At 69.6% G+C, this 19,835-nt stretch carries 20 protein-coding genes; 5 read left to right on the top strand and 15 right to left on the bottom strand.

The annotated features are described in order from the left end of the window. Positions 1–12 precede the first annotated feature (12 nt). Genes ACT009_RS13960 through ACT009_RS13945 form a run of 4 tightly spaced genes read right to left on the bottom strand, consistent with a single transcriptional unit; the run spans position 13 to position 3,803 of the window. Positions 13–186 carry a hypothetical protein gene (locus ACT009_RS13960; protein ID WP_445191665.1) on the bottom strand — a complete coding sequence of 58 codons (174 nt, stop codon included), beginning with the start codon at positions 184–186 and terminating at the stop codon, positions 13–15. Then, positions 183–2,735 (bottom strand): bifunctional lysylphosphatidylglycerol flippase/synthetase MprF, encoded by a 2,553-nt coding sequence (mprF, locus tag ACT009_RS13955; RefSeq protein ID WP_445191664.1) that lies wholly within the window; start codon positions 2,733–2,735, stop codon positions 183–185. The genes ACT009_RS13960 and mprF overlap by 4 nt, the downstream gene beginning before the upstream one ends. Then, positions 2,728–3,468 (bottom strand): AcvB/VirJ family lysyl-phosphatidylglycerol hydrolase, encoded by a 741-nt coding sequence (locus tag ACT009_RS13950; protein WP_445191663.1) that lies wholly within the window; start codon positions 3,466–3,468, stop codon positions 2,728–2,730. The genes mprF and ACT009_RS13950 overlap by 8 nt, the downstream gene beginning before the upstream one ends. After that, entirely contained in the window at positions 3,468–3,803 is a 336-nt protein-coding gene (locus ACT009_RS13945) for a hypothetical protein (protein WP_445191662.1), read from the bottom strand. Before ACT009_RS13945 ends, ACT009_RS13950 begins: the two co-directional genes overlap by 1 nt. A gap of 151 nt (positions 3,804–3,954) precedes the next feature. Here ACT009_RS13945 and ACT009_RS13940 point away from each other — a divergent pair, with 151 nt between their 5' ends. From ACT009_RS13940 to ACT009_RS13930, 3 genes are read left to right on the top strand one after another with little or no spacing between them, the layout of a single operon-like run. Next, positions 3,955–4,641, top strand: a complete 687-nt coding sequence (locus ACT009_RS13940; protein ID WP_445191661.1) for a winged helix-turn-helix domain-containing protein — start codon at positions 3,955–3,957, stop codon at positions 4,639–4,641. Position 4,642: 1 nt separating this feature from the next. Next, positions 4,643–5,992: a sensor histidine kinase gene (locus tag ACT009_RS13935; RefSeq protein WP_445191660.1), complete on the top strand. Its 1,350-nt coding sequence runs from the start codon at positions 4,643–4,645 to the stop codon at positions 5,990–5,992. 47 nt (positions 5,993–6,039) lie between these two features. After that, complete coding sequence (locus ACT009_RS13930) at positions 6,040–7,596, top strand: tryptophan halogenase family protein (protein WP_445191659.1); 1,557 nt, start codon at positions 6,040–6,042, stop codon at positions 7,594–7,596. On the opposite strand, the gene ACT009_RS13925 is transcribed toward ACT009_RS13930, so the two are convergent. Continuing rightward, positions 7,571–8,068: a PIN domain-containing protein gene (locus tag ACT009_RS13925; protein WP_445191658.1), complete on the bottom strand. Its 498-nt coding sequence runs from the start codon at positions 8,066–8,068 to the stop codon at positions 7,571–7,573. The two genes, ACT009_RS13930 and ACT009_RS13925, sit on opposite strands and share 26 nt — an antisense overlap. Further along, positions 8,068–8,313: a type II toxin-antitoxin system Phd/YefM family antitoxin gene (locus ACT009_RS13920; protein WP_445191657.1), complete on the bottom strand. Its 246-nt coding sequence runs from the start codon at positions 8,311–8,313 to the stop codon at positions 8,068–8,070. Before ACT009_RS13920 ends, ACT009_RS13925 begins: the two co-directional genes overlap by 1 nt. 197 nt (positions 8,314–8,510) lie before the next feature. Between ACT009_RS13920 and ACT009_RS13915 the strand changes: the two genes are divergently transcribed. Beyond that, complete coding sequence (locus tag ACT009_RS13915) at positions 8,511–9,881, top strand: cation:proton antiporter (protein WP_445191656.1); 1,371 nt, start codon at positions 8,511–8,513, stop codon at positions 9,879–9,881. Between the two features lie 62 nt (positions 9,882–9,943). Next, positions 9,944–10,558, top strand: a complete 615-nt coding sequence (locus tag ACT009_RS13910; RefSeq protein WP_445191655.1) for a TetR/AcrR family transcriptional regulator — start codon at positions 9,944–9,946, stop codon at positions 10,556–10,558. A 10-nt stretch (positions 10,559–10,568) separates the two neighbouring features. On the opposite strand, the gene ACT009_RS13905 is transcribed toward ACT009_RS13910, so the two are convergent. Genes ACT009_RS13905 through ACT009_RS13865 form a run of 9 tightly spaced genes read right to left on the bottom strand, consistent with a single transcriptional unit; the run spans position 10,569 to position 19,731 of the window. Beyond that, a complete protein-coding gene (locus ACT009_RS13905) occupies positions 10,569–11,252 on the bottom strand; it encodes a PIG-L deacetylase family protein (RefSeq protein WP_445191654.1) in 684 nt (227 codons plus the stop codon). Further along, entirely contained in the window at positions 11,249–12,406 is a 1,158-nt protein-coding gene (locus tag ACT009_RS13900) for a glycosyltransferase family 4 protein (RefSeq protein WP_445191653.1), read from the bottom strand. The genes ACT009_RS13905 and ACT009_RS13900 overlap by 4 nt, the downstream gene beginning before the upstream one ends. A gap of 44 nt (positions 12,407–12,450) precedes the next feature. Next, on the bottom strand, positions 12,451–13,281 hold the full coding sequence (locus ACT009_RS13895; RefSeq protein ID WP_445191652.1) for a sugar phosphate isomerase/epimerase family protein: 831 nt from the start codon (positions 13,279–13,281) through the stop codon (positions 12,451–12,453). Next, positions 13,278–14,768, bottom strand: a complete 1,491-nt coding sequence (locus ACT009_RS13890; protein WP_445191651.1) for a YcaO-like family protein — start codon at positions 14,766–14,768, stop codon at positions 13,278–13,280. Before ACT009_RS13890 ends, ACT009_RS13895 begins: the two co-directional genes overlap by 4 nt. Further along, positions 14,765–15,580 carry a hypothetical protein gene (locus ACT009_RS13885; RefSeq protein WP_445191650.1) on the bottom strand — a complete coding sequence of 272 codons (816 nt, stop codon included), beginning with the start codon at positions 15,578–15,580 and terminating at the stop codon, positions 14,765–14,767. Before ACT009_RS13885 ends, ACT009_RS13890 begins: the two co-directional genes overlap by 4 nt. After that, positions 15,571–16,566, bottom strand: a complete 996-nt coding sequence (locus ACT009_RS13880; RefSeq protein ID WP_445194106.1) for a Gfo/Idh/MocA family protein — start codon at positions 16,564–16,566, stop codon at positions 15,571–15,573. The genes ACT009_RS13885 and ACT009_RS13880 overlap by 10 nt, the downstream gene beginning before the upstream one ends. After that, positions 16,566–17,660 carry a class I SAM-dependent methyltransferase gene (locus tag ACT009_RS13875; RefSeq protein WP_445191649.1) on the bottom strand — a complete coding sequence of 365 codons (1,095 nt, stop codon included), beginning with the start codon at positions 17,658–17,660 and terminating at the stop codon, positions 16,566–16,568. Before ACT009_RS13875 ends, ACT009_RS13880 begins: the two co-directional genes overlap by 1 nt. Beyond that, positions 17,657–18,553, bottom strand: a complete 897-nt coding sequence (locus ACT009_RS13870; protein WP_445191648.1) for a hypothetical protein — start codon at positions 18,551–18,553, stop codon at positions 17,657–17,659. Before ACT009_RS13870 ends, ACT009_RS13875 begins: the two co-directional genes overlap by 4 nt. After that, positions 18,550–19,731, bottom strand: a complete 1,182-nt coding sequence (locus ACT009_RS13865) for an inositol-3-phosphate synthase (protein ID WP_445191647.1) — start codon at positions 19,729–19,731, stop codon at positions 18,550–18,552. Before ACT009_RS13865 ends, ACT009_RS13870 begins: the two co-directional genes overlap by 4 nt. Positions 19,732–19,835: the final 104 nt, after the last annotated feature.

Below are 19,835 nucleotides of genomic sequence, written 5' to 3'. Positions count from 1 at the left end.
TCTTTGTCATGTTCAGCCGAGCTGCCCCGATCGATACCACCGGCGGATCGACTGGAGCCGCGACAGCGCGCAGCCGCAATGCCGGCAATGCGCGTGCCGGGTGCCGTGCTGGTCGACGACGATCCGGCCGCCGGGCACGTGGCGGCCGGCGCGGCAGGCCGCGTCCTGATCGGGCGGCGCGGTCATGACGCGATCCCGCGACCGACCAGCAGCGACAGGTCGCGCAACGCCTGGACCAGCGCGACGCCGCGCGGACCAGCGATGTAGCGCGGCTCCCAATCGGGGTCGAACTTCTCCTTGTAGCTGCGCAGCCCGCGGAACCCGTAGAAGCGCTCACCGTGCTGGAACACCAGCGCCGCCGCGCGCGCCCAGGCCGGCGCCAGCCGCCCGCCCTCGATCCCGGACAGCGGCGCGATCCCCAGCGTGAAGCGCGCATAGCCGCGCTCCTGCGCCCATTGCAGGATATGGACGAACAGGAAATCCATCGTCCCGTTGGGCGCATCGTCGCGGTGGCGCATCAGGTCGACCGACGCCTCGCCGCGATCGGCGGTGAGCCACAGATTGGCGAAGGCGACGATCCGGTCCCCGACCATCGCCAGCGCGACGTCGAAATGGCCGAGATAGGCGCGGTCGAACCGGCCGAGGCTGAAGTTCTTCTCGGCATGGCCTTTTGCCGCCATCCATTCCGCCGACACCGCGGCGAGCTCCTCGATCACCACCGGCACCGCCGCGGCGGGCACGATCCGGAAGGTCAGCCCGTGCCGTGCCGCCGCGCGCTCGGCCTTGCGGATCGATCGCAGCCGCGGGGTATCGAGCGTGAAGCCGGCGAGATCCACCACCGCCTCCTCGCCGTATTTGACGATCTGCAACCCCATGCCGATCGCGAGATCGAGCACCGGCGCGGTGATCTGGTAGAGCAGCAGCCGGCCTTGCGCACGGTCTGCCAGAGTGCGGATCCGCCACAGCAGCGGGCCCCAGGCGGCCGGATCGCCGATCGGATCGCCCATCACGATCCAGCTCGCACCGCGCACCTGGTACATCAGCATGCCCGCACCCTCCTCGTCGATCAGGAACCGCTTGTCCCCGGTCAGCGCGAGCATCGCATCGGTGCGGTCGGTCCGCGCCAGCACCGCGCGCACCCGCGCCGGATCCGCCGCAGCGTCGGCGACGCCGTGCGCGGGGCCGAGCCACCGCCACAGCGCGACCCCGGCGAGCAGCACCGTCACCCCGAGCATCGCGCGCAGGAAGCGCGGCGCATCGCCGTGCAGCGCGAACTGCCACCACAGATCGTCCGAATAGATCACGTGCCGATAGGCGAAGAGCCCCGCCCAGGTCGCGCCCGCCACCGCGACCGCGACCGTCGCCAGCCACGCGCCCGAAAACGGCGTCTGGGTCAGCGCGGTGCGGCGATAGAACGCGCCCCGCGTCGCCTGCAGCAACGCGGCGAGCGCCAGGCACGCGATCGCCTCTTCGTAATCGATCCCCTTCGCCAGCGAAAACATCGCCCCCGCGACCAGCAGCGCGCGCGTCGCGACGAACGCGCCGTCCAGCCGCCGGTACAGTCCCGGCGACAGCAGCAGCAGCCCGGTACCGACCAGGCTGGCGGCGATGTGGCTCGCCTCGATGAACGGCAGCGGCAGCAGCGCCGCAAGCACGCCCATCCGCGCCTGCAGCGACGGCAGCGATCCCGACAGCAGCAGCATGCCGCCACCCAGGAAGGTCGCCGCGCCGAGCATCAGCGGCGCGATCCCCGTCGCCGCGGCGCGGCCGTCGCGCAGCAGCCGCCCGGTCAGCGAGCGGTGGCGCACGCCCTCACGCCACGCCAGCATCGCCGCGGCGAGCGCCAGCGGCAGCAGGTAGTAGATCACGCGGTACGCGATCAATGCCGCGAAGATCGCCACCCGGTCGCCCGGCACCACCGCGAGCACCACCGCCTCGAACACCCCGACCCCGCCGGGCACATGGGTCACCACCGCCGCGAGCATGCCGAGCGCCCAGGCGAGGACGAAGAAGGGGAACGACGCCGGCGTCGCGCCCGGCACCAGCACGTACAGCGCCGCCGCCGCCGCCGCGGTGTCGAGCATCGCGACGCCGATCTGCGCCAGCGCCTGCCCGCTGGTCGGCAGCGGCACGCTGAACCGCCACACCCGCAACGGCGTCCGCCGCCGGCCGCATGTCACCACCAGCACGACGAGCGCCACGATCATCGTCGCGCCGATCGCATGCGCCAGCGCGGTGGAGACGACCACCCCGGCGAACGCGATCGGCGTGCCCTGCAACAGTAGCGCCGCGCCCGCGACCGCGGCGATCCCGACCCAGAACGTCACGCCCGCGATCCCGATCACCCGCGCGACATCGGGGCCGTCGAGCCCCGCCGCGGTATAGACCCGATATCGCGCCGATCCGCCGGTCAGCAGCGACAGCCCCAGATTGTGGCTCAGCGTATAGCTCGAAAACGATGCCAGCGCCGCGGTCCGCCATGGCAGCTCGCGGCCGATGATCCGCAGCGCGACGACGTCGTATAGCGTCAGCATCAGGTAGCTGAGCGCGGTGAAGCCGATCGCCGCCGCAAGCTGCGTCGCCGACAGCGCATGCACCGCACCGCGCACGTCGGCGAAGCGGATCTCCTGCGTCAGCCGCTCGAGTGCGACGATCGCGAGCACCGCGAGCAGCAGCAACGCCGCGATCGACAGCGCCAGCCGGTGCCGGCGTATCCACGCCACCGGATCACGCATGCGCCACCGCCGGGGAAGGTCGTAGGCGCAGGATCGTGCCCCAGATCAGGTCGGCCAGCCGCCTGGCGTCGTGGTGCAGGTAATGCCCGCCCGGCAGCGGCACGACGCGCACGTTCGCGGCGTGGAGCAACGGGCACAGGCTGGTCTCCTCCTCGCGTCCGTACACGCACAGCACCGGCACCCACCCGATCCGACTTGCGCTCGGCAGCGCCGGCCCGTCCGGCGCGCCGTCGAGCAGCCCGCCCGGCGACGCGGTGAACAGGACGGTGTCGCCCGGCACCGTCAGGATCACCTGCGCGACCCTGGGCCGCAGGTCGCCCGGTAGCGCCGAGACGCCGTATTGAAGCATGTCCGCGCCGAACGACTGCCCGATCAACACCACCTGCCGCGCGCCCGGCATTTCAAGCGCCCGACGGGTCGCGTCGGCCACCAGCGTGCGGGTCTCCGCCGGGCTGCGGCCGTTCTTGAACGCGGTGAGCGAATTGACGCCGAGCACCGGAATCCCGCGCTCGGCCAGCGTCGCGACGACGGTCGTCGCCATGCCCGCCTTGAGCCCGGAATCGCCCGACAGGAACACCGCGACGGTGCCCGCCAGTCGCGCCGGCGGCGCCCGCCTCGCGGGCTCCACCCGGTAGATCTCGCTGCTGTAATAGCCGATATAGGCGAGGTAGCCGACCGCGGCGATCAGCAGCATCGCGACGACCGCGGCGACGATCCGGGGCGCACGGCCCATCACGCGCTCATCGCATAGGTGATCACGAAACACGCCGCGGTCAGCACCAGCATCGCGACTATGAACGTCGCGTCGGCGATCCGCTCCATCCCGTGCAGCCGCCGCTGATCGAGACTGCGCAGCGACAGATACGATGCGAGCGTCGCGACCAGGAACAGCAGCGCGTCGATCGCCAGCATGTCGTCCGCGAAGCTGCCGCGGCGCCCCGCGACCACACCGAGGTGAAGCAGCCCGATCCCGGTCAGGCACACCCCGACCATCCCCGATGCGATCGGGCAGATCATCCGGCAGATGCGTTCGTCCAGCCGGGCGCGGCGATAGGCAATCGTCGTCATCGGCTGTCGATGCACGTGCGCACTTGTCGACCCGCTGACCGGAAGATGAGCGATATGTCATCTTTGCGCGCTTGCCCCCGGGGAACCCGCGATGGCATCACCCGCGCGACCCCCCCGGCACGGCCTGCCGGCGGATGAGCGAGGTGCAGCCGTGTCGCAGAAGATCCTGTTGATCGAGGACGACGACGCTACCGCGGACTATGTCGCAAACGGCCTGCGCGAACATGGCTTCGTCGTCGATCGCGTCGCCAACGGCCGCGACGGGCTGTTCCACGCTACCGACGCCGGCTACGACTGTATCGTTCTCGATCGCATGTTGCCCGGGATCGACGGCATGGCGGTGCTGTCCGGCATGCGCGGCGCCGGGGTCGAGACCCCGGTGATCATCCTGTCGGCACTCGGATCGGCGGAGGACCGGGTGAAGGGCCTGACCGAGGGATCGAGCGACTATCTGACCAAGCCCTTCGCCTTCGCCGAACTGCTCGCACGCATCAGGCTATTGGTCCGCCGCGGCAGGGGCGCCGCGGCGGTGGAGACGGCGCTGCGCTGCGACGATCTGGAGATGGACCTGCTCGGCCACCGCGTCGCCCGCGCCGGGCAACCGATCCAGCTCCAGCCACGCGAATTCGGACTGCTCGAATATCTGCTCCGCCACGTCGATCAGGTCGTCACCCGGACGATGCTGCTCGAAGGCGTGTGGGATTACCACTTCGATCCGGGCACCAACGTCATCGACGTCCATGTCAGCCGGCTGCGCAAGAAGGTCGACGACGGCTTTGCACGCCCGTTGCTCCACACCGTCCGCGGTGCCGGATACCGGCTCAGCGCCAACCCCTGACATGCATCCGCGATCGACCACCGCGCGCTTCGCCGCGCTCGTCTTCCTGCTCCAGCTCGCCGCCGCGGCGGCACTGCTGCTGCCGGTTCGCGCGCTGGTCCGCGATCAGGTCTATGCGAACGCCACCGCCACCGCGGACATGATCCGGCAGGACCTGCTCGCGATCCGCGCCGAAGCCGGCGTCCGCGGGCTGATCGACGCGGTGAGGCTGCGCGCCCGGACCACGACCGGCTCCGACGCGGTGCTGCTGCTGGCGGACGCCGACGGCCGCGCGGTTGCGGGGAACCTCGCTGGCTGGCCGGGTGGAGTAATGCTCGACGACCGCACGGAGCATGTCGAGCTGCGCCGCCGCGGCCATGGTCAGTCGGAGGCGATGCTGGTTCGTGCGACCCGCCTGCCCGACGGCGCGCGGCTGCTCACCGGCAGTGTCGTCGACGACGAACGCCGCATCGTCAAGCTGCTCGAACGCGCCACACTGATCGCGCTGGCGCTGGCGGTGGCGTTCGCGGCGCTCGCGGCGTGGCTGGCGGCGCGGATGATCGTGGTCCGCCTCAACGACACCGTCGCCACCCTGCGCACCGTCCGCGACGGCGATCTCTCGCGCCGGGTAGCCGACGATCGCAGCGGCGACGCCTTTGCGGCACTGGCTATGTCGGTCAACGCCACGCTCGATCGGGTCCAGTCGCTGGTCGCGGAGCTGACGCTCGCCACCGATATCATCGCCCACGACCTGAAATCGCCGCTCACCCGGCTGCGCTCGGCGCTCGAACGCGCTGCGGTCACGGTCCGCGATCCGGCGGCGCAGGAGGATGTCGACCGCGCGCTGGCCGAGGGCGACCGGTTGCTCGCCATTGTCGAGACCGCACTGCGCATCTCGCGCGCCGAGGCGGGGATCGGCCGCGACGCCTTCGCGCCGCTCGATCTCGGCGATGCACTGCGCGACCTGGCGGAGATGTACGCGCCGCTGATCGAGGATGCCGGACGCGACGTCCGTCTCGCGATCGACGACGAGGCGATCCGTCCCGCGCACCGCGAACTGATCGCCCAGGCGCTCGGCAACCTCGTCGACAATGCGCTGAAATACGGCGTCGGCACGATCACCCTCGGCCTGGTCCGTGCCACCGGCCGCATCCATCTCTCGATCGCCGATCAGGGCGCGGGTATCGCCCCCGAACATCACGGCACCGCGTTGCGCCGCTTCGGCCGCATCGACGAGGCCCGCGGCGGCGCCGGGGTCGGCCTCGGCCTCTCGCTGGTCGCCGCGGTCGCGCGGCTCCACGACGGCGAGGTCAGGCTGGAACCTGCCGCTCCCGGGCTGCGGGTGGTGATCGATCTGCCCGCCGGGGGCTGAGCCGACAGAGGCTGTCGCGCGCCGGGCCCGCACGCTATAGCCGCAGCGTGACGACGCGGCGCACCATCCTGATCGTCGGCGGCGGCACCGCCGGCTGGCTAACCGCCGCCTATCTGGCCAAGGCGCTGGGGCCGTCGGTCGGCATCACGCTGCTGGAATCGCCCGACATCGGCATCATCGGGGTCGGCGAGGGCACCTTCCCGACGATCCGCGACACGCTGCGCTTCCTGGGCATCGACGAGGCCGCGTTCGTGCGCGAGACTTCGGCGACCTTCAAGCAGGGAGTCCGCTTCCGCGACTGGCTCCGCCCGCCGGGCGACGGCGGCGACGACCACTCCTATTTCCACCCGTTCGAGCCGCCCTTCTATGCCGAGGGCACCAGCCTGGTCCCTTATTGGCTGCTCCAGGACGACGCAACGCGCCCGCCCTTTGCGGAGGCGGTCACCATCCAGAACCGTGTCGCCGAGGCGCAGCGCGGCCCTAAGCAGTCCAGCGAAGGCGATTTCGAAGGTCCGCTAAACTACGCCTATCATTTCGACGCGGTCGGCCTGTCGCGGGTGCTCGCGGACCGAGCGCGACAACTCGGCGTGACCCACCTGCCCGGGCGCGTCGACGCGGTGGCGACGGCCGAGAATGGCTGGATCGCCCATCTCGACACCGATGTCGGCCGGTTGCAGGCGGACCTGTATATCGACTGCACCGGCTTTCGCGCCGAGCTGATTGGCCGCGCGATGGGCTCGCCGTTCCGCTCGGTGGCTGACCAGCTGTTCACCGACCGCGCGATCACCTGCAAGCTGCCCTATGACCGTCCCGATGCGCCGATCGAAAGCTACACCGTCGCCAGTGCGCACGAGGCGGGGTGGATCTGGGACATCGGGCTGGCCGGCGCGCGCGGGATCGGCTGCGTCTATTCGAGCCGCTACATCGACGACGATCGCGCCGCGGCGATCCTCGGCGACTATGTGGGCGCGCGCGCGGGCGAGGTGTCGACGCGGCGGCTGAGCTTCGACGCCGGATACCGCGAGCGCCCGTGGATCGGCAATTGCGTCGCGGTCGGCCTGTCCGGCGGCTTTCTCGAACCGCTCGAATCGACCGGCGTGGTGCTGATCGAGGCGGCGGTCGGGATGATCGCGGAGCTGTTCCCGCATCATGGCCCCGCCGATCTCCCCGCGCGTCGCTTCAACGAACTGATGACCGCGCGCTACGCGACCATCGTCACCTTCCTGAAGCTGCATTATTGCCTCAGCCGGCGCCCCGAGCCGTTCTGGCGCGACAATGCCGATCCGGCGACGATTCCGGAGCGTCTGCGCGACCTGCTCGATCAATGGCGCTACCGCCCGCCTAGCCGGTTCGATTTCATGATCGACGTCGAATCCTTCGCGTTCTTCAACTACCAGTACATCCTCTACGGGATGGGCTTCCGCACCGATCTGTCCGCCGGCCGCCGTGACTTTCCCGATACCGCCGAGGCCGAGCGGCTGTTTGCCCGGATCAAGGGCTATGGCGAACGCGCGACGCTCGACCTGCCGATGCATCGGAACCTGGTCGAACAGCTCGCGCAGGGCGCACCGCGCGGGATCAGCCGCGAACGAACAGGCTCTTGAGCCATTGCGGCCCCGGTCGGGTCGCCTCGCGCCAGTCGGTTCCGGCTTCCGCCGCATCGGCCTGGAACCCCCAGGGATCGAAGGTCCTGACCTTGCCGAGCTTGAACGCCGGTGCGCGGCGGGTGACGAGCGTCAGGCCATGTTCCAGCGCGGTCGCCGCGACCAGCGCGTCGCGCATGTCGGCATAGCCGAGCGCCCCCGCCCGTGCTGCGATCGCAGCGTCGATCGGCAGCACCCGCCCCTCGAACGCCGCGGTCACCCGCGTCTCCGCCCAGCGCCTGATCGCCGCGGACCCCGCCTTGTCCCCCCGCGCGACCTGTGCCGCCGCGGCGCCGAGCTCCGCGATCGTCAGGGCCGACACGAACAGCTCGGTGCGCGAACGGCTGCCGATCCACGTTGCTAAGCCGAAATCGCACCGCCCGGCACGTGCGTCGCGCAGTTCCCAGACGATGGCGGTATCCAGCAGGTGCATCAGGGCGTCTCCCCGCGACCCCATCGGGCGGCGGCGCGCCAGTCGGGCTCGGCGGCGACGGGCTCGTCGATCGCCAGCAGGTCGATCATCGTCTCGGCCGGTGCCGCGAGCGCGCGGAACGCATCGATGCTCATCAGCACATGGGTCGGCTTGCCGCGGTCGGTGACGAACACCGGTTCGAGTCGCGCGAGCCGTTTCGCCTGGCTCACATCCTGGTTGAACGCCCGGCTCGTAACCGATTTCATGTACCTACCTGCCTACGTCCCCGCTTCAACAATGTAGGTACGTACCTATTCTGTGTTGCTGCCGCAACGCTTTGCCCGCCCACCCGCGAAATCGGCTCGGCTGCCACCGGAAAACCATTGCGCAAGCGACCGACGGCGGTGCTTCTGCCGCTCACGGAATCCGCGGAACGGCGTGGATCGGGGGTGGAGACGGACGAATGGAAGGCTGGTTCGACAGTTTTAGCAAGACGCTCGGCGGCGTGCTGGGCGCCCACGGGCCTGCCGCTCCCGGCGCTCCCGCCAGCTATGCGCCTGGCGACTTCAGCATCCACTTCTTCCTCCAACTCGCGGTGATCCTGGTCGCCTGTCGCGTGGTCGGCTGGCTCGGCAAGAAGCTGCTCGGGCAGCCGCAGGTCGTCGGCGAGATGATCGCGGGCGTCGTGCTCGGCCCGTCGCTGCTCGGGCTGGTCTTTCCCGGCCTGCAGGGCGCGATCTTCCCCAAGGAAACGCGCAACGTCCTCTATGCCGGCGCGCAGCTCGGGGTCGGGTTGTACATGTTCCTCGTCGGCACGACGCTGCGGCTCGATCATTTCCGATCGAAGGCGAAAAGCGCGTCGATGGTGTCCTTCGCGGGCATCGCCGCGCCGTTCGGCATCGCGGTGGTGATCACCCCCTGGCTGCTGACCGTCCCCGGCCTGTTCGCGCCCGGCATCAGCACCGGCAACGCGACGTTGTTCCTCGGCGCCTGCATCGCGCTCACCGCCTTCCCGATGCTCGCCCGGATCATCAACGAACGCGGCCTCGCCGATTCGTCGCTCGGCACGCTCTCGCTCACCGCCGGCGCCTTCGACGACGCCTGTTCGTGGTGCGTGCTCGCGATCGTGCTCGCGACCTTCGGGGGCGGCGCCGGTGTCGCGATCCTCGCGATCGGCGGCGGACTGACGTGGGCGGCGTTCGTGATCCTCGCCGGTCCGCGTCTGCTGGCCCCGCTCGCCCGGATCGTCGAACGCGAGGGCGAGATGAGCAACTTCGTGCTCGCGGTCGTCCTCGCGGCGTTCTGCACGTCGGCGTTCCTGATGGACGCGGTCGGCATCCACGCGATCTTCGGCGGCTTCATCCTCGGCGCGGTAATGCCGCGCGGGCTGCTCACGCAGGAGATCAAGCGCAAGGTCGAGCCGCTCGCGGTGGTCCTGCTGCTGCCGATGTTCTTCACCTATTCGGGGCTCAACACCCGGATGGACATGGTCAACTCGCCCTCGCTGCTGCTGATCGCGCTCGGCATCCTGATCGCCTCGGTGATTGCGAAGGGCGGTGCCTGCTATCTCGCGGCGCGGCTGTCGGGCGAGGACAACCGCACCGCGCTCGGGATCGGCGCGCTGATGAACTCGCGGGGCTTGATGGAGCTGATCATCATCAACATCGGCCTGCAAAAGGGGATCATCGGGCCGACGCTATTCTCGATGCTGGTGCTGATGGCGATCGTCACCACGGTGATGGCGACGCCCCTCTTCGAGCTCTTCTACGGCCGCAAGGGACGCGAGAGCGGCGAGCTGGCGGCGCTCGACGGCGCGGTGGCGAGTCCCGCCTGAGCACGGCGGCGTCGGGCCAGGTCACTGGACGCGAGCGATAAAATCCCTACATACCGTTCGGTATGGATATTGCCCTCGCTCCACCCGCCCTGAAGGGCCGCCCGCGCGAGTTCGATGTCGACGATGCGCTCGCCAAGGCGCTGACGGTGTTCTGGCGCAACGGCTACGAGGCCGCGTCGATGACCGAGCTTACGGCGGCGATGGGGATCACCAAGCCCAGCCTCTACGCCGCGTTCGGGAACAAGGAGGCGTTGTTCCACAAGGCACTCGATCTCTACGAGCGCGAAAAGCTGACCTACATGACATCGGCGCTAGAAGCGCCGACCGCGCGTGGCGTCGCCGAACGGCTGCTGCGCGGTGCGCTCGAGATGCAGACCAGCAGCTGCGATCCCAAGGGCTGCCTGGGCGTGATCAGCACTGCGGCGTGCGGCGCCGAAGCCGAGCCGATCAAGGCCGAGGTGATGAAGCGCCGCGCCTCCTCCGAAGCCGCGCTGATCGCCCGCTTCGAACGCGCGGTCGCGGAGGGCGAGGTGCCGACGCACCTGACCGCGCCCGCGCTGGTGCGGTTCCTCTTCGCGTTGATGCAGGGTCTCGCCATTCAGGGCGGATCGGGCGCGACCTGCGCGGAATTGTCGCAGCTCGTCGATACCAGCATGGCGGTGTGGCCGACGACGTAAGTCGCTGAGCTCAGACCGGGTAGAGCCGCTCCTCGATCACCCCGGAGATCAGCGCCTCCAGCCCCGCCGCCCCGCCGAACTGAAAGCCGAGCTGCGACTCGTACGCTTCGCACATCGCCAGCCGCGCGTCGCGGTCGGCGTCGCTCAGCCGGTGCCGTACCACGGGCATATCGTCGGTCGGTCCGGCGCGGCGGAGATACGGCCAGTCCTCCCACAGCATCGGCGTGCGCCCGGTCGCAGCAAGCGCGTCGCGCACCATCCAGTGATCGACATGGTTTCCGATCGCGCGCGGCCCTAGCAACAGATCGGGCGCCAGATCGTCCACCACCTCGCGCAAGGCATAGGTCAGCGGTTGCAGCATCCCGTCGTCCATCCGCCGCGCCGCGAACAACTCCGGCGCGCTCGCATAGCCGCGATGCGGCGCTTCGAGGAACGGCAGGTGGATTGTCTCGGCTCCGATCACCGCGCACGCCGCGTGATCCTCCTTGCGGCGCAGCGCCATGTAATCGACCTGTGGATCGAGCCCCTTGTCGAGCTGACACGCCAGCGCGAAGCCCTGCGGCCGCGCGACGTTGCCGGTGAAGCAGGTCACGATCGTCACTCGGTCGCCCGCGCGCGCGCGCGCCGCCAGCAGTCCGCCGACCGAGAAGGCGGCATCGTCGAGATGCGGCGAGATCGCGACGATGTGTCTCACAGCAGATGCGGTTCCGCGCGGAACCGGCACGGTGCGATCGGGATCGCCTCGGCGATGCCGGTCGCGGGCGCGGTGCCGCGCAACGCCTCGTAGACGCCGACGATCTGCCGGCCCACCGCATGCCAGCTGTAAACACGCCGGCACTCCTCTAGCGCCGCCTTTGCCAGTCGCGTGCGCAGCGCAGGGTCCGCGATCAACCGGTCGAGCGCCGCCGTCTGCGCCGGGATGTCGCCCGCCTCGACCAGCAGCCCGTTCTCGCCGTCGCGCAGGCAATCGATTACGCCCACGGACCGGCACGACAGCACTGCGTGGCCGCTCGCCATCGCCTCCAGGATCGTGTTCGAGAACCCTTCCGCATAGGTTGGCGACACGAAAACGTCGTGCGCGCGGTAGAGGGCAGGCACCGCGTCGTAGTCCGCATAGCCGGTGAAAGTGACGCGGTCGTCGAGCGACAGCTCGGTCGCCAGCGCGCGCGCCGCGTCGTAGTCGGGACCGATCCCCGACACCGTGCATCGCCAATCGCCCGCCACCCCGGGCAGCGCGTGCAGCATGTCGAGCACGCCCTTCCGACGATCGACCCGTCCGTGATAGAACAATCGCACCGGCCCGTCGCTCGGATCGCCGGGGGTGAACCGCTCGGTATCCACCGCCCCCGGCACGATCGTGAACCGCGACAGCGGCGTCCCCAATCGCTCGTGAACCTCCTCGGCGAAGCTCGTGCCGCCGATCAGGACCGCGCCGGCATGCGCGAGCACCTGTTCCATCGCGATGCGGTGGGTATCGCAGCACGATCCGACCCAATGCCCGTCGCCGCCCTGGATCGAGACCACGCAGGGAACCCCGATCCGCTGCGCCGCCAGCAGCGTCGCCCATCCGGTCGGATAGCCATATTGCGCATGCAGGACGTCGAACGGCGCGGCCGCGTGCTCGGCAACGATCGTGGCGATCATCGCGTCGACGTCGCGTTCGAAATCGCCGCCGTCCTGCTCGCCCATGGCCTCGAGCCCGATCACGCGGACGCCGGTCACCGCGGGCGGCGCGCCGCCGCCATAGACGCGGCGCTTCGCCGGATCGCCGTAAAACTGGCTGATCATCGTCACGTCGTGCCCCGCCGCGACCAGCTGGCGGAGGAGGTTGATCGCGTAGATCGACATGCCCGATATCGCGGGAAAGAAGCGCCGCGAGACGAAGCAGATCCTCACGTCGCGATACCGCGCAGATAGCCGATCGCCTCGGGGATCGCGGCGTGCGCACGCGGGCTCTCGCGCGAAAGTTCGACGCAGACCAGCCGCGCGAAGCCGATCCCCTCCAACGCCGCGATCACGGACGAGACGTCCATGTCGCCTTCGCCGAACGGCAGATGGACATGCTCGCCGCGTCGCATGTCCTCGACCGCGACGGTGCCGATCCGGTCGGCATAGCGGCGCACCGCGTCGGCAGGATCGATGTCCTCGGTGACCAGGCAATGGCCGGTATCGAGCGCGAGCTTCAGCCGCGGATGCGCGGCGTACAGGCGGTCGTAATCGGCCACCGTTTCGATCAGCATCCCCGGTTCGGGTTCGAAGCTAGCGTCGATGCCACACCCCTCGCCATGATCGAGCACCTGCGCGAGCCCGTCGTCGAGCCAGCGCAACGCCGCGTCGTGGTCGATCCCGTCCTGCGGCACGCCCGCCCAGAACGACACGGTCTCGCTGCGCAGCATTGCCGCGATATCGAGCGCGCGACGGAGGAACCCGACGCGGCGCGCACGCCCCTCCGCATCGGGCGCGATCAGCGTCGGTTCGTGCTTGCGCCGGGGATCCAGCAGATAGCGCGCGCCGGTCTCGATCACGCTGCCGAGCCCGAGCCGATCGAGCAACCCCGCCACCCGCTCCGCCTCGCGCTGCCAGTCGTCGGCGAACGGGTCGAGATGATGATGATCGAGCGTCAGCGCGATGCCGTCATACCCCGCATCCGCGATCAGCCGGATCGCGTCGTCCAACCGGTGGTTGGCGGCGCCGTTGGTGTTGTACGCGAAGCGCAGCGTCATGCCTGCTGCTCCAGGGCGGCGACGTGATGCGCCTCGGGCTCGCGGTATAGCGGGTAGAGCGATCCGACGATGGCGTCGGCCGCGACGGTGTCGAACAAGGGTCGCCCGAGTCGCTCGCTGTCCGCCGGCGTCAGCCGGATCTCGCGCATGATCTCGGTCGGCTCGCCGAACCCGATCAGCGGGGAGTCCATCGCCAGCAGCTTCTCCGCATTGCGCGCGCCGATCCGGTAATAGCTCATCGTCTCCACCTCCATGCCCGGCACGATCACCTTCACCACGGTTACCGCGCGGTCGGCGGGCGACATGTCGACATAGAGGATGTCGAACCCCGCCGCCTCCACGGCCGCCCGCGCCTTGGCGGCACGCGCATGACCGTCGACGGCGGGCTGGCTCGGTAACGCGGAGAAGGCGTGGGTCGATCGTTCGGATAGCATCGTTTCCGCCAGCCAGCCGCGCAGCGTATCCGCATCGCGCTGCGTCCAGTCGCGCATCGCGTCGAACGCGCGCGTGTCGCTCGATTTCGCGGCACCGCCCGCCTGGGCCAGGAAGCGACGGACATAGCCGTCGGGCGCGACCGTCGCGACCAGATCGGCCGGCCCGTGCGCGAACGCCTTGCGTGCGCGGCTCGCGGCATATTCGGTCAGCGCCTTGTCGAGCGCGGCGGTGCGATCGGGATGGCACGCCTCACCGCACGCGGTGACCATGATCGGCGCGGTGGGCGCGCGCGCCTCGTCGATGCCGACGCAATACAGGTTGGGCAGGCCGAACTGATCAGTGGCGAACTTCGGCATCGCCCTGATCCCGCTCGCGGCAAAGCGATCGAGGATCGCGCGGCTCGACTCGGCCAGCGGCACGTCGAGATCCAGCGTGGCGCCGCGGTCGAGCGCGCGGAACAGCAGGCCGTTGCCGTCGCGCTGGAGGATCTCGCACAGCCCGTGCCCGACCGCCCAGTCGAGATCGGGGCCGGCGCCCATGCCGTTGGAGATGATCGTCGTGAACGGCCTATAGCCTGGCGACAGCTCCTTCGCCGAATAGGCGGCGAGATCGATCGGCACGAGCACGCTAGATCCGTCGGCCCAGCGCCGCGCCTCCACCCAGTCGAGCGGCGTGTCGCGTCCGACTTCGGACCCGGCGGGCAGGCACAAGGTGAGCGGATCGGCGACCGCGCGCGCGCCCAGGCTGGCGACGAGATCGGCATAGCTGCCCTTCGTCTTCGCGCGTTCGCCCAGCGTCAGCGTCGGCCACACCATCTCGGCGATCTCGCCCAGCCCGCCGAGCACCGCCGCCTCGTCGGTGGCGCCGTAACCGACGCCGTAGGGCATGATCCCGGAAAGCGCATCGTCCTCTGGAAACAGCGCGACCACCCATACCGGCAAGCCGAGCGTGTCGAGCTGATGGATCGGGAACGCGACGACATCGCCCGCCGGAAACGCATCGAGATACGCGTGCGCCGCGGGGCCCAGATCATGGGGCAGACCAGACCTCACAGCGGCAACCGCTTGACGCCCGGCGCGCGCGCCAATCCCTCGTCGAGTGCGGCGAGCGCGACCGCGCGGTCCACCTCCGGTGCGTATTCGAACGGCGTCAGCACCGCGTCGAACGCCAGCGGCGCGATGGTGTCGCGGTAGCGCCGCAGCTCTGCATGGGTCAGCGGGATATCTTTGTGGAACGCCTTGTGGCTGGAGATCGCGGTCGAATTACCTGTCGCATCCTGATCGATCTTGAACATGTCGCCGCAGAACAGCCGCCCACCGCGCGCATCGTGGAGGCAGGCCTGTCCGTCATAATGCCCGCCGACCTGATGCAGCGTGTACCCCGGCGCGAGCGCGAACTGCTCGTCATAGGGCGCGGTTACGCGGAACGCCTTGGTCAAGCGCAGATCCTCCTTCTGGATGGCGACGATCGCGGGATCGAACCGGCGCTGGAGCTGAAACAGCGCGCCGTAACCATGGACATGGCTGGCCGCGAGAAAGGCGATGCCGCCCAGCGCGTCGATCTGCGCCAGCATCGCGTCGGAATGATAGGGCGCCGCCTCGAACGCGATATTGCCGCCTTCGCGGACGATCAGCCAGCCGGTGCCCGCCAGTCCTAGCGCGGGGCTGGTGGTGAAAGCCCAAAGATCGTCGGCGATCTGCCGCGCGTCGCCGGTATGCGTCGCGGCGACCTCCGCCTCGGGCAGGAAGCGCCAGCCGTCTTCGGGCAGGTCGTTACGCACGTCGCTGCACACCGGGCAGTCCGGCGGCGCGAAATGGCGCTGCCAGAACCCGCAATTGGCGCATGCGAACCAGCTCAGAGCCATGTCGAAGCCTCCCGATAGGCGCCGTCGAACAGCCGCATCAGCGCGAGATCGCGGGTGATCGAGAAATCATGCGGCTCGCCGCGCGCCGCAGCCATGAACGCCGCCGCCTGCGCGGCGAAGGGCGATCGCGTCCGGTCGTAGTCGATCGCGACCTCCTCGCCGGTGTCGCTCGCGCGGCGCACCAGCGTACCGCCCGCGGTCTGACCCATCGTGTCGGTCGCGACCAGCAGGCCGCGCTCGCCGAGCACCTCGAGCCGTCGTCGCGGGAGCGTCTCCGCGCAATTATACGCGACATGGCTCTGGAACAGCACGCCCGACGCGGTGCGCCCGGTGAGCATCCCGCCATCGTCGACGGCATAATCGTGGATCCGCCGCTGCAGCTCGATCGACAGTCGCGCGAACGGCTCCCCCAGCAGCCGCTCAGCAAGATCAAGACCGTGCAACGCGAGATCGATCACCGCACCGCCGCCGGCCCGCTTCGGATCGGCACGCCAGTTGTCGTGCACGCCGCCATCGGGCGACCAGGACGGATCGACCCAGCAGGCATAGAGGATGCGGATCGCGACCGGCCGACCGATCGACCCCGCCGCGATCGCCGCCGTCATCGCGGTATGCGCCGGGTGGTGACGCTGATCGAACGCGGTGCCGTAGAGCAGCTTGCCGCCGACCACCGCGGCGATCGCCTCGGCCTCGTCGATCGTCGCCGCCATCGGCTTTTCGCACAGCACCGGTATCCCGGCCGCCGCCGCCGCCCGTGCCGGCGGCAGATGCGCATCGTTCGGCGTTGCGACGTAGAGCAGATCGCACGCGCCCGCCGCCAGCATCGCCTCCGCGGTGTCGAAGGCGAGCATGCCCTGCGCCTCCGCCCGCGAGCGCGCCCCTGCCGACGGGTCTGCGACCGCGGTCACCTCGCCCCCGGCCGCACGGATTCCCGGCGCCATATAGTCCGCGGCGACCCAGCCGAACCCAGCGATGCCCCAGCGCATCACCAGCGCTCCGGCAAGTCGACGACGCGGCGCACGCGCACCGGATCGCCCGCACCCCGATCGGCCCAGCGGCACCCCGCGCCATATTCGTCGCGCCAACGGTCCGACGGCCAGGCGACCGCATCGCCGTCCAGCAACGGGTTAGCGCGCAACGACGCCGCGGCGTCGGGCAACGCCAGTCCGCCGTCGACGGCTCGCGTCGCGCCGCCGCCTTCAACGATCGACCAGGCCTCGACGTCCGGATCGTCGCGCCAGCCGACCGGCGCCGGAACCTCTGCTTCGTACAGCGCATCGAGCAGCGCGCGTTCGTCATAGACCACCGCGTTGGGGAACAGCGCGCGCCATTCCGCCGCGGACCGGGCCGGCCCCTTCGCGCTGCCGCGATAGTCGATATTGTGAAGGTGGCTCACAACCACGACGCCATCGTCCGCGGCGAGGGTGCGCAACCGCCGCGCGACATTTGCCTGATCGGGCAGAAAGTAGAACGCATCGTGGCACGCGACGAGATCGAACCGCGCGCGTTCGATCGGCCAGGTCGCGCCCGCGTCGAACACCACATAATCGGCGTTCGGCGCCACCCAATGCTTGGCGATCCAGCATTTCGCGAACACCACGTCGGCGCCGACGCAAGCCACACCTACTCGGGCGAGATCGCGCAGATAATGGCCGATCCCGCAAGCAAGCTCAAACGCCCACGCCGGTTGCCGCCAATGCGCCTCCATCAACGCCAGCCCTGCCAGATACGTCGGATCGACCCAGCGATACGCGAAGTAATCCGCCACCGGCCCCAGCTTCAGCAGCGGCATCGCGTCGCGCAGCGAAAGAGTGTCCCGTTCGCGCACCAGCCGCTGCAGCTCGCGAAGGTCGGTCGCCGGCCCAGTCCACCACTCGTCCTGGTCGGTCAGCAGCGCCACCAGCGCATCGTCGGGGCAGCCCGCATCGAGATGATCGAGCGCGACCGCGACCAGCCCCTCGCTCGCTACCCGCAGATACGGTATGCCGTTCACCACCGGCCACCGCTCGCCCGACGCCGCCAGCGAGTGCGGCGTGTCGGCGACCAGCGCACGCCCGGACAGTGGCGAGCGATACGTCACGCCAGCCCGGCGTCGGCGAGGACGCGATCGTGGAACGGCTTGACCGGGCCGTCATGCACCAGGCCATAGTCGTCCAGCACCGCCGCCATCGTAAGGTGTCGGACGCGCAGATGCTGGTCGATCTCCAGTACGCGGTCGAGCACGTCGGCGACGTGGAACGTCTTCGCCTCGGGTGTCACATCGCCCGCGATCGGCACCAACGCTTCCCGCACCTGATCCGCCAGCGCCGCTGGCAGCTCCGACAGCGCATTGTCGCGGGCGCGCGCGATCACCCCGTCGAGCGACGCGCCGAGCAGCATCTCGCCGGTGTAGCCGCTGTCGGGCATCTCGGCGTTGTGGAGGTGATGCGCCATCGCGGCCAGGAACGCCGCCGCAGGATCGGCACCGTACCAGGGGCTCGCGATCACCGCATATACCGCCACCATCAGACAATGTTCGGCATGATTCTCGGTCGGCTGCAACACGATCCGCGCCCGCCCCGGACAGGTGACGCCGGCACGTGGCTGCCAGGCGAGCTTGCCGACGAACGCCGGCACCGCGCCGGTCGGCGGCGCGCCGGCCGACAGCGCCGCCCGCAGTCGAGCCGCCAGCGCCTCGACCAGATCGCCGGCCACGGCGTCGAACCCCGCCTCCAGCGTCGCGACGCCACCAGCAGGCAGTCCAAGCGACCGCAGCTTGCCCGCGTCCAGATCCCCCAGCCGAGCGGCCGCGAGCGCGGCGGCGACGACGCGCTCCATTACCTCGCCGACGGGCATACCCGCGACCAAGGCCGTCCAGCCACTGAGGAACAGCCGCTCCGCGATCGATCCGATGCGGTCGGCCGAATGGATCCGCTTCAGATCGCCAAGCTCGCGGAACAGCGGCAGGACGTCCGGCGACAAGGCGCCGCTCACGCGGTCTTGTCGCCCAGCCAGGTGTCGAGGATCAGCTGCTGCTCCGGAAAGCCGTGCACCGGATCGCTGCCGTCGCGGGTCTGCGGCAGCTTGAAGAACACGCCCATCTGGTCCTGCACCCCGCCATCGCCGCGCTGATGCGCGAGATCGAGGCAGCGTGCGATCTCGATCGCGAGCGGCGCCGCGAGCACCGAGTCCTTGCACAGGAAGTTGAGCTTCAGCTGCATCTTCTGGCCCAGGAATCCGGTGATATCGATGTTGTCCCAGGCTTCCTTGTCATCGCCGCGAGGGCGATAATAATGGATCATGACGATATGATCCTCGACCGGGTAGCCGAGTATCTGGTTGAGCACGCTGCCCTTGGTGCCCAGCTTCGACTTCAGCGCGTCGGGATTGTCGAGCGCCAGCCCGTCCGAATTGCCCAGGATGTTGGTCGAGAACCAGCCGTCCACATGCAGCGCGCGGTCGCGCAGGGCCGGGGCGATCACGGTCTTCATGAAGGTCTGGCCGGTCTTGCCGTCCTTGCCCGCCACCGGCACGTTGCGTTCGCGCGCGAAGTCGGCGAGCGGCGCGACGTCCGCTGCCATCGACGGGGTGAAGTTCGCATAGGGCGTGCCCGCATCGATCGCCGCATAGGCATAAAGCATCGCCGGGCTGATCGCGGAATCGTCGCTGTCGAGCCCGCGTTCGAACGCCTCGCGCGATTCTAGGCAGGCGGCATCGCCGCCCGGCTGGCGCTCGGTCGAGGCGAGATTGATCACGACGACGCGGTCGAGCGATTGTTCGGTGCGGAAGCGCTGCAGATCGTCCTGGATCTGGCTGACCACCGCGCGGTGCCCGCTCGCCAGCTTGTGGCCGCCGTCGATGTTCGCGCAATAGGCGGTGCTTCCCGCCGCTTTCCACGGCCGCATCTCGTTGAGCTTGGAGGCGCCGTCGGCGAGCTCCTTTTCCCCAATCACGCCGTGCCGCATTGCGCAGGCGCCGAGCGTGTCCTCGGTCAGGTCCCAGCCGCCGAAATGCAGGTCGCGGTACGGCACCATCCCGGCGACGTCGCGGTCCGCGAGCGGCAACCCTTCCAGGCTGTTCGACCCCGCCTTGATCATCTCCACACCTGCGATCGCGGTGGTCGCGACCGCGCCGCCGACGCCGACGATCGCAACGCCAAGACGATCCGCCATGCTTGTTCTCCCGATTGGCCTGCCCGCAACTCGGACGGCCCGAGCAAAGCCAAGTCGCGGCGTCGGCATGGGTTCAGCAGGATCGACGAGAAAACGAGAAAATA

It is taken from the genome of Sphingomonas sp. Tas61C01 (genome assembly GCF_052567495.1).
The sequence above is the reverse complement of the archived record's forward strand: the minus strand, read 5'-3'. Positions and strand labels throughout refer to the sequence as shown.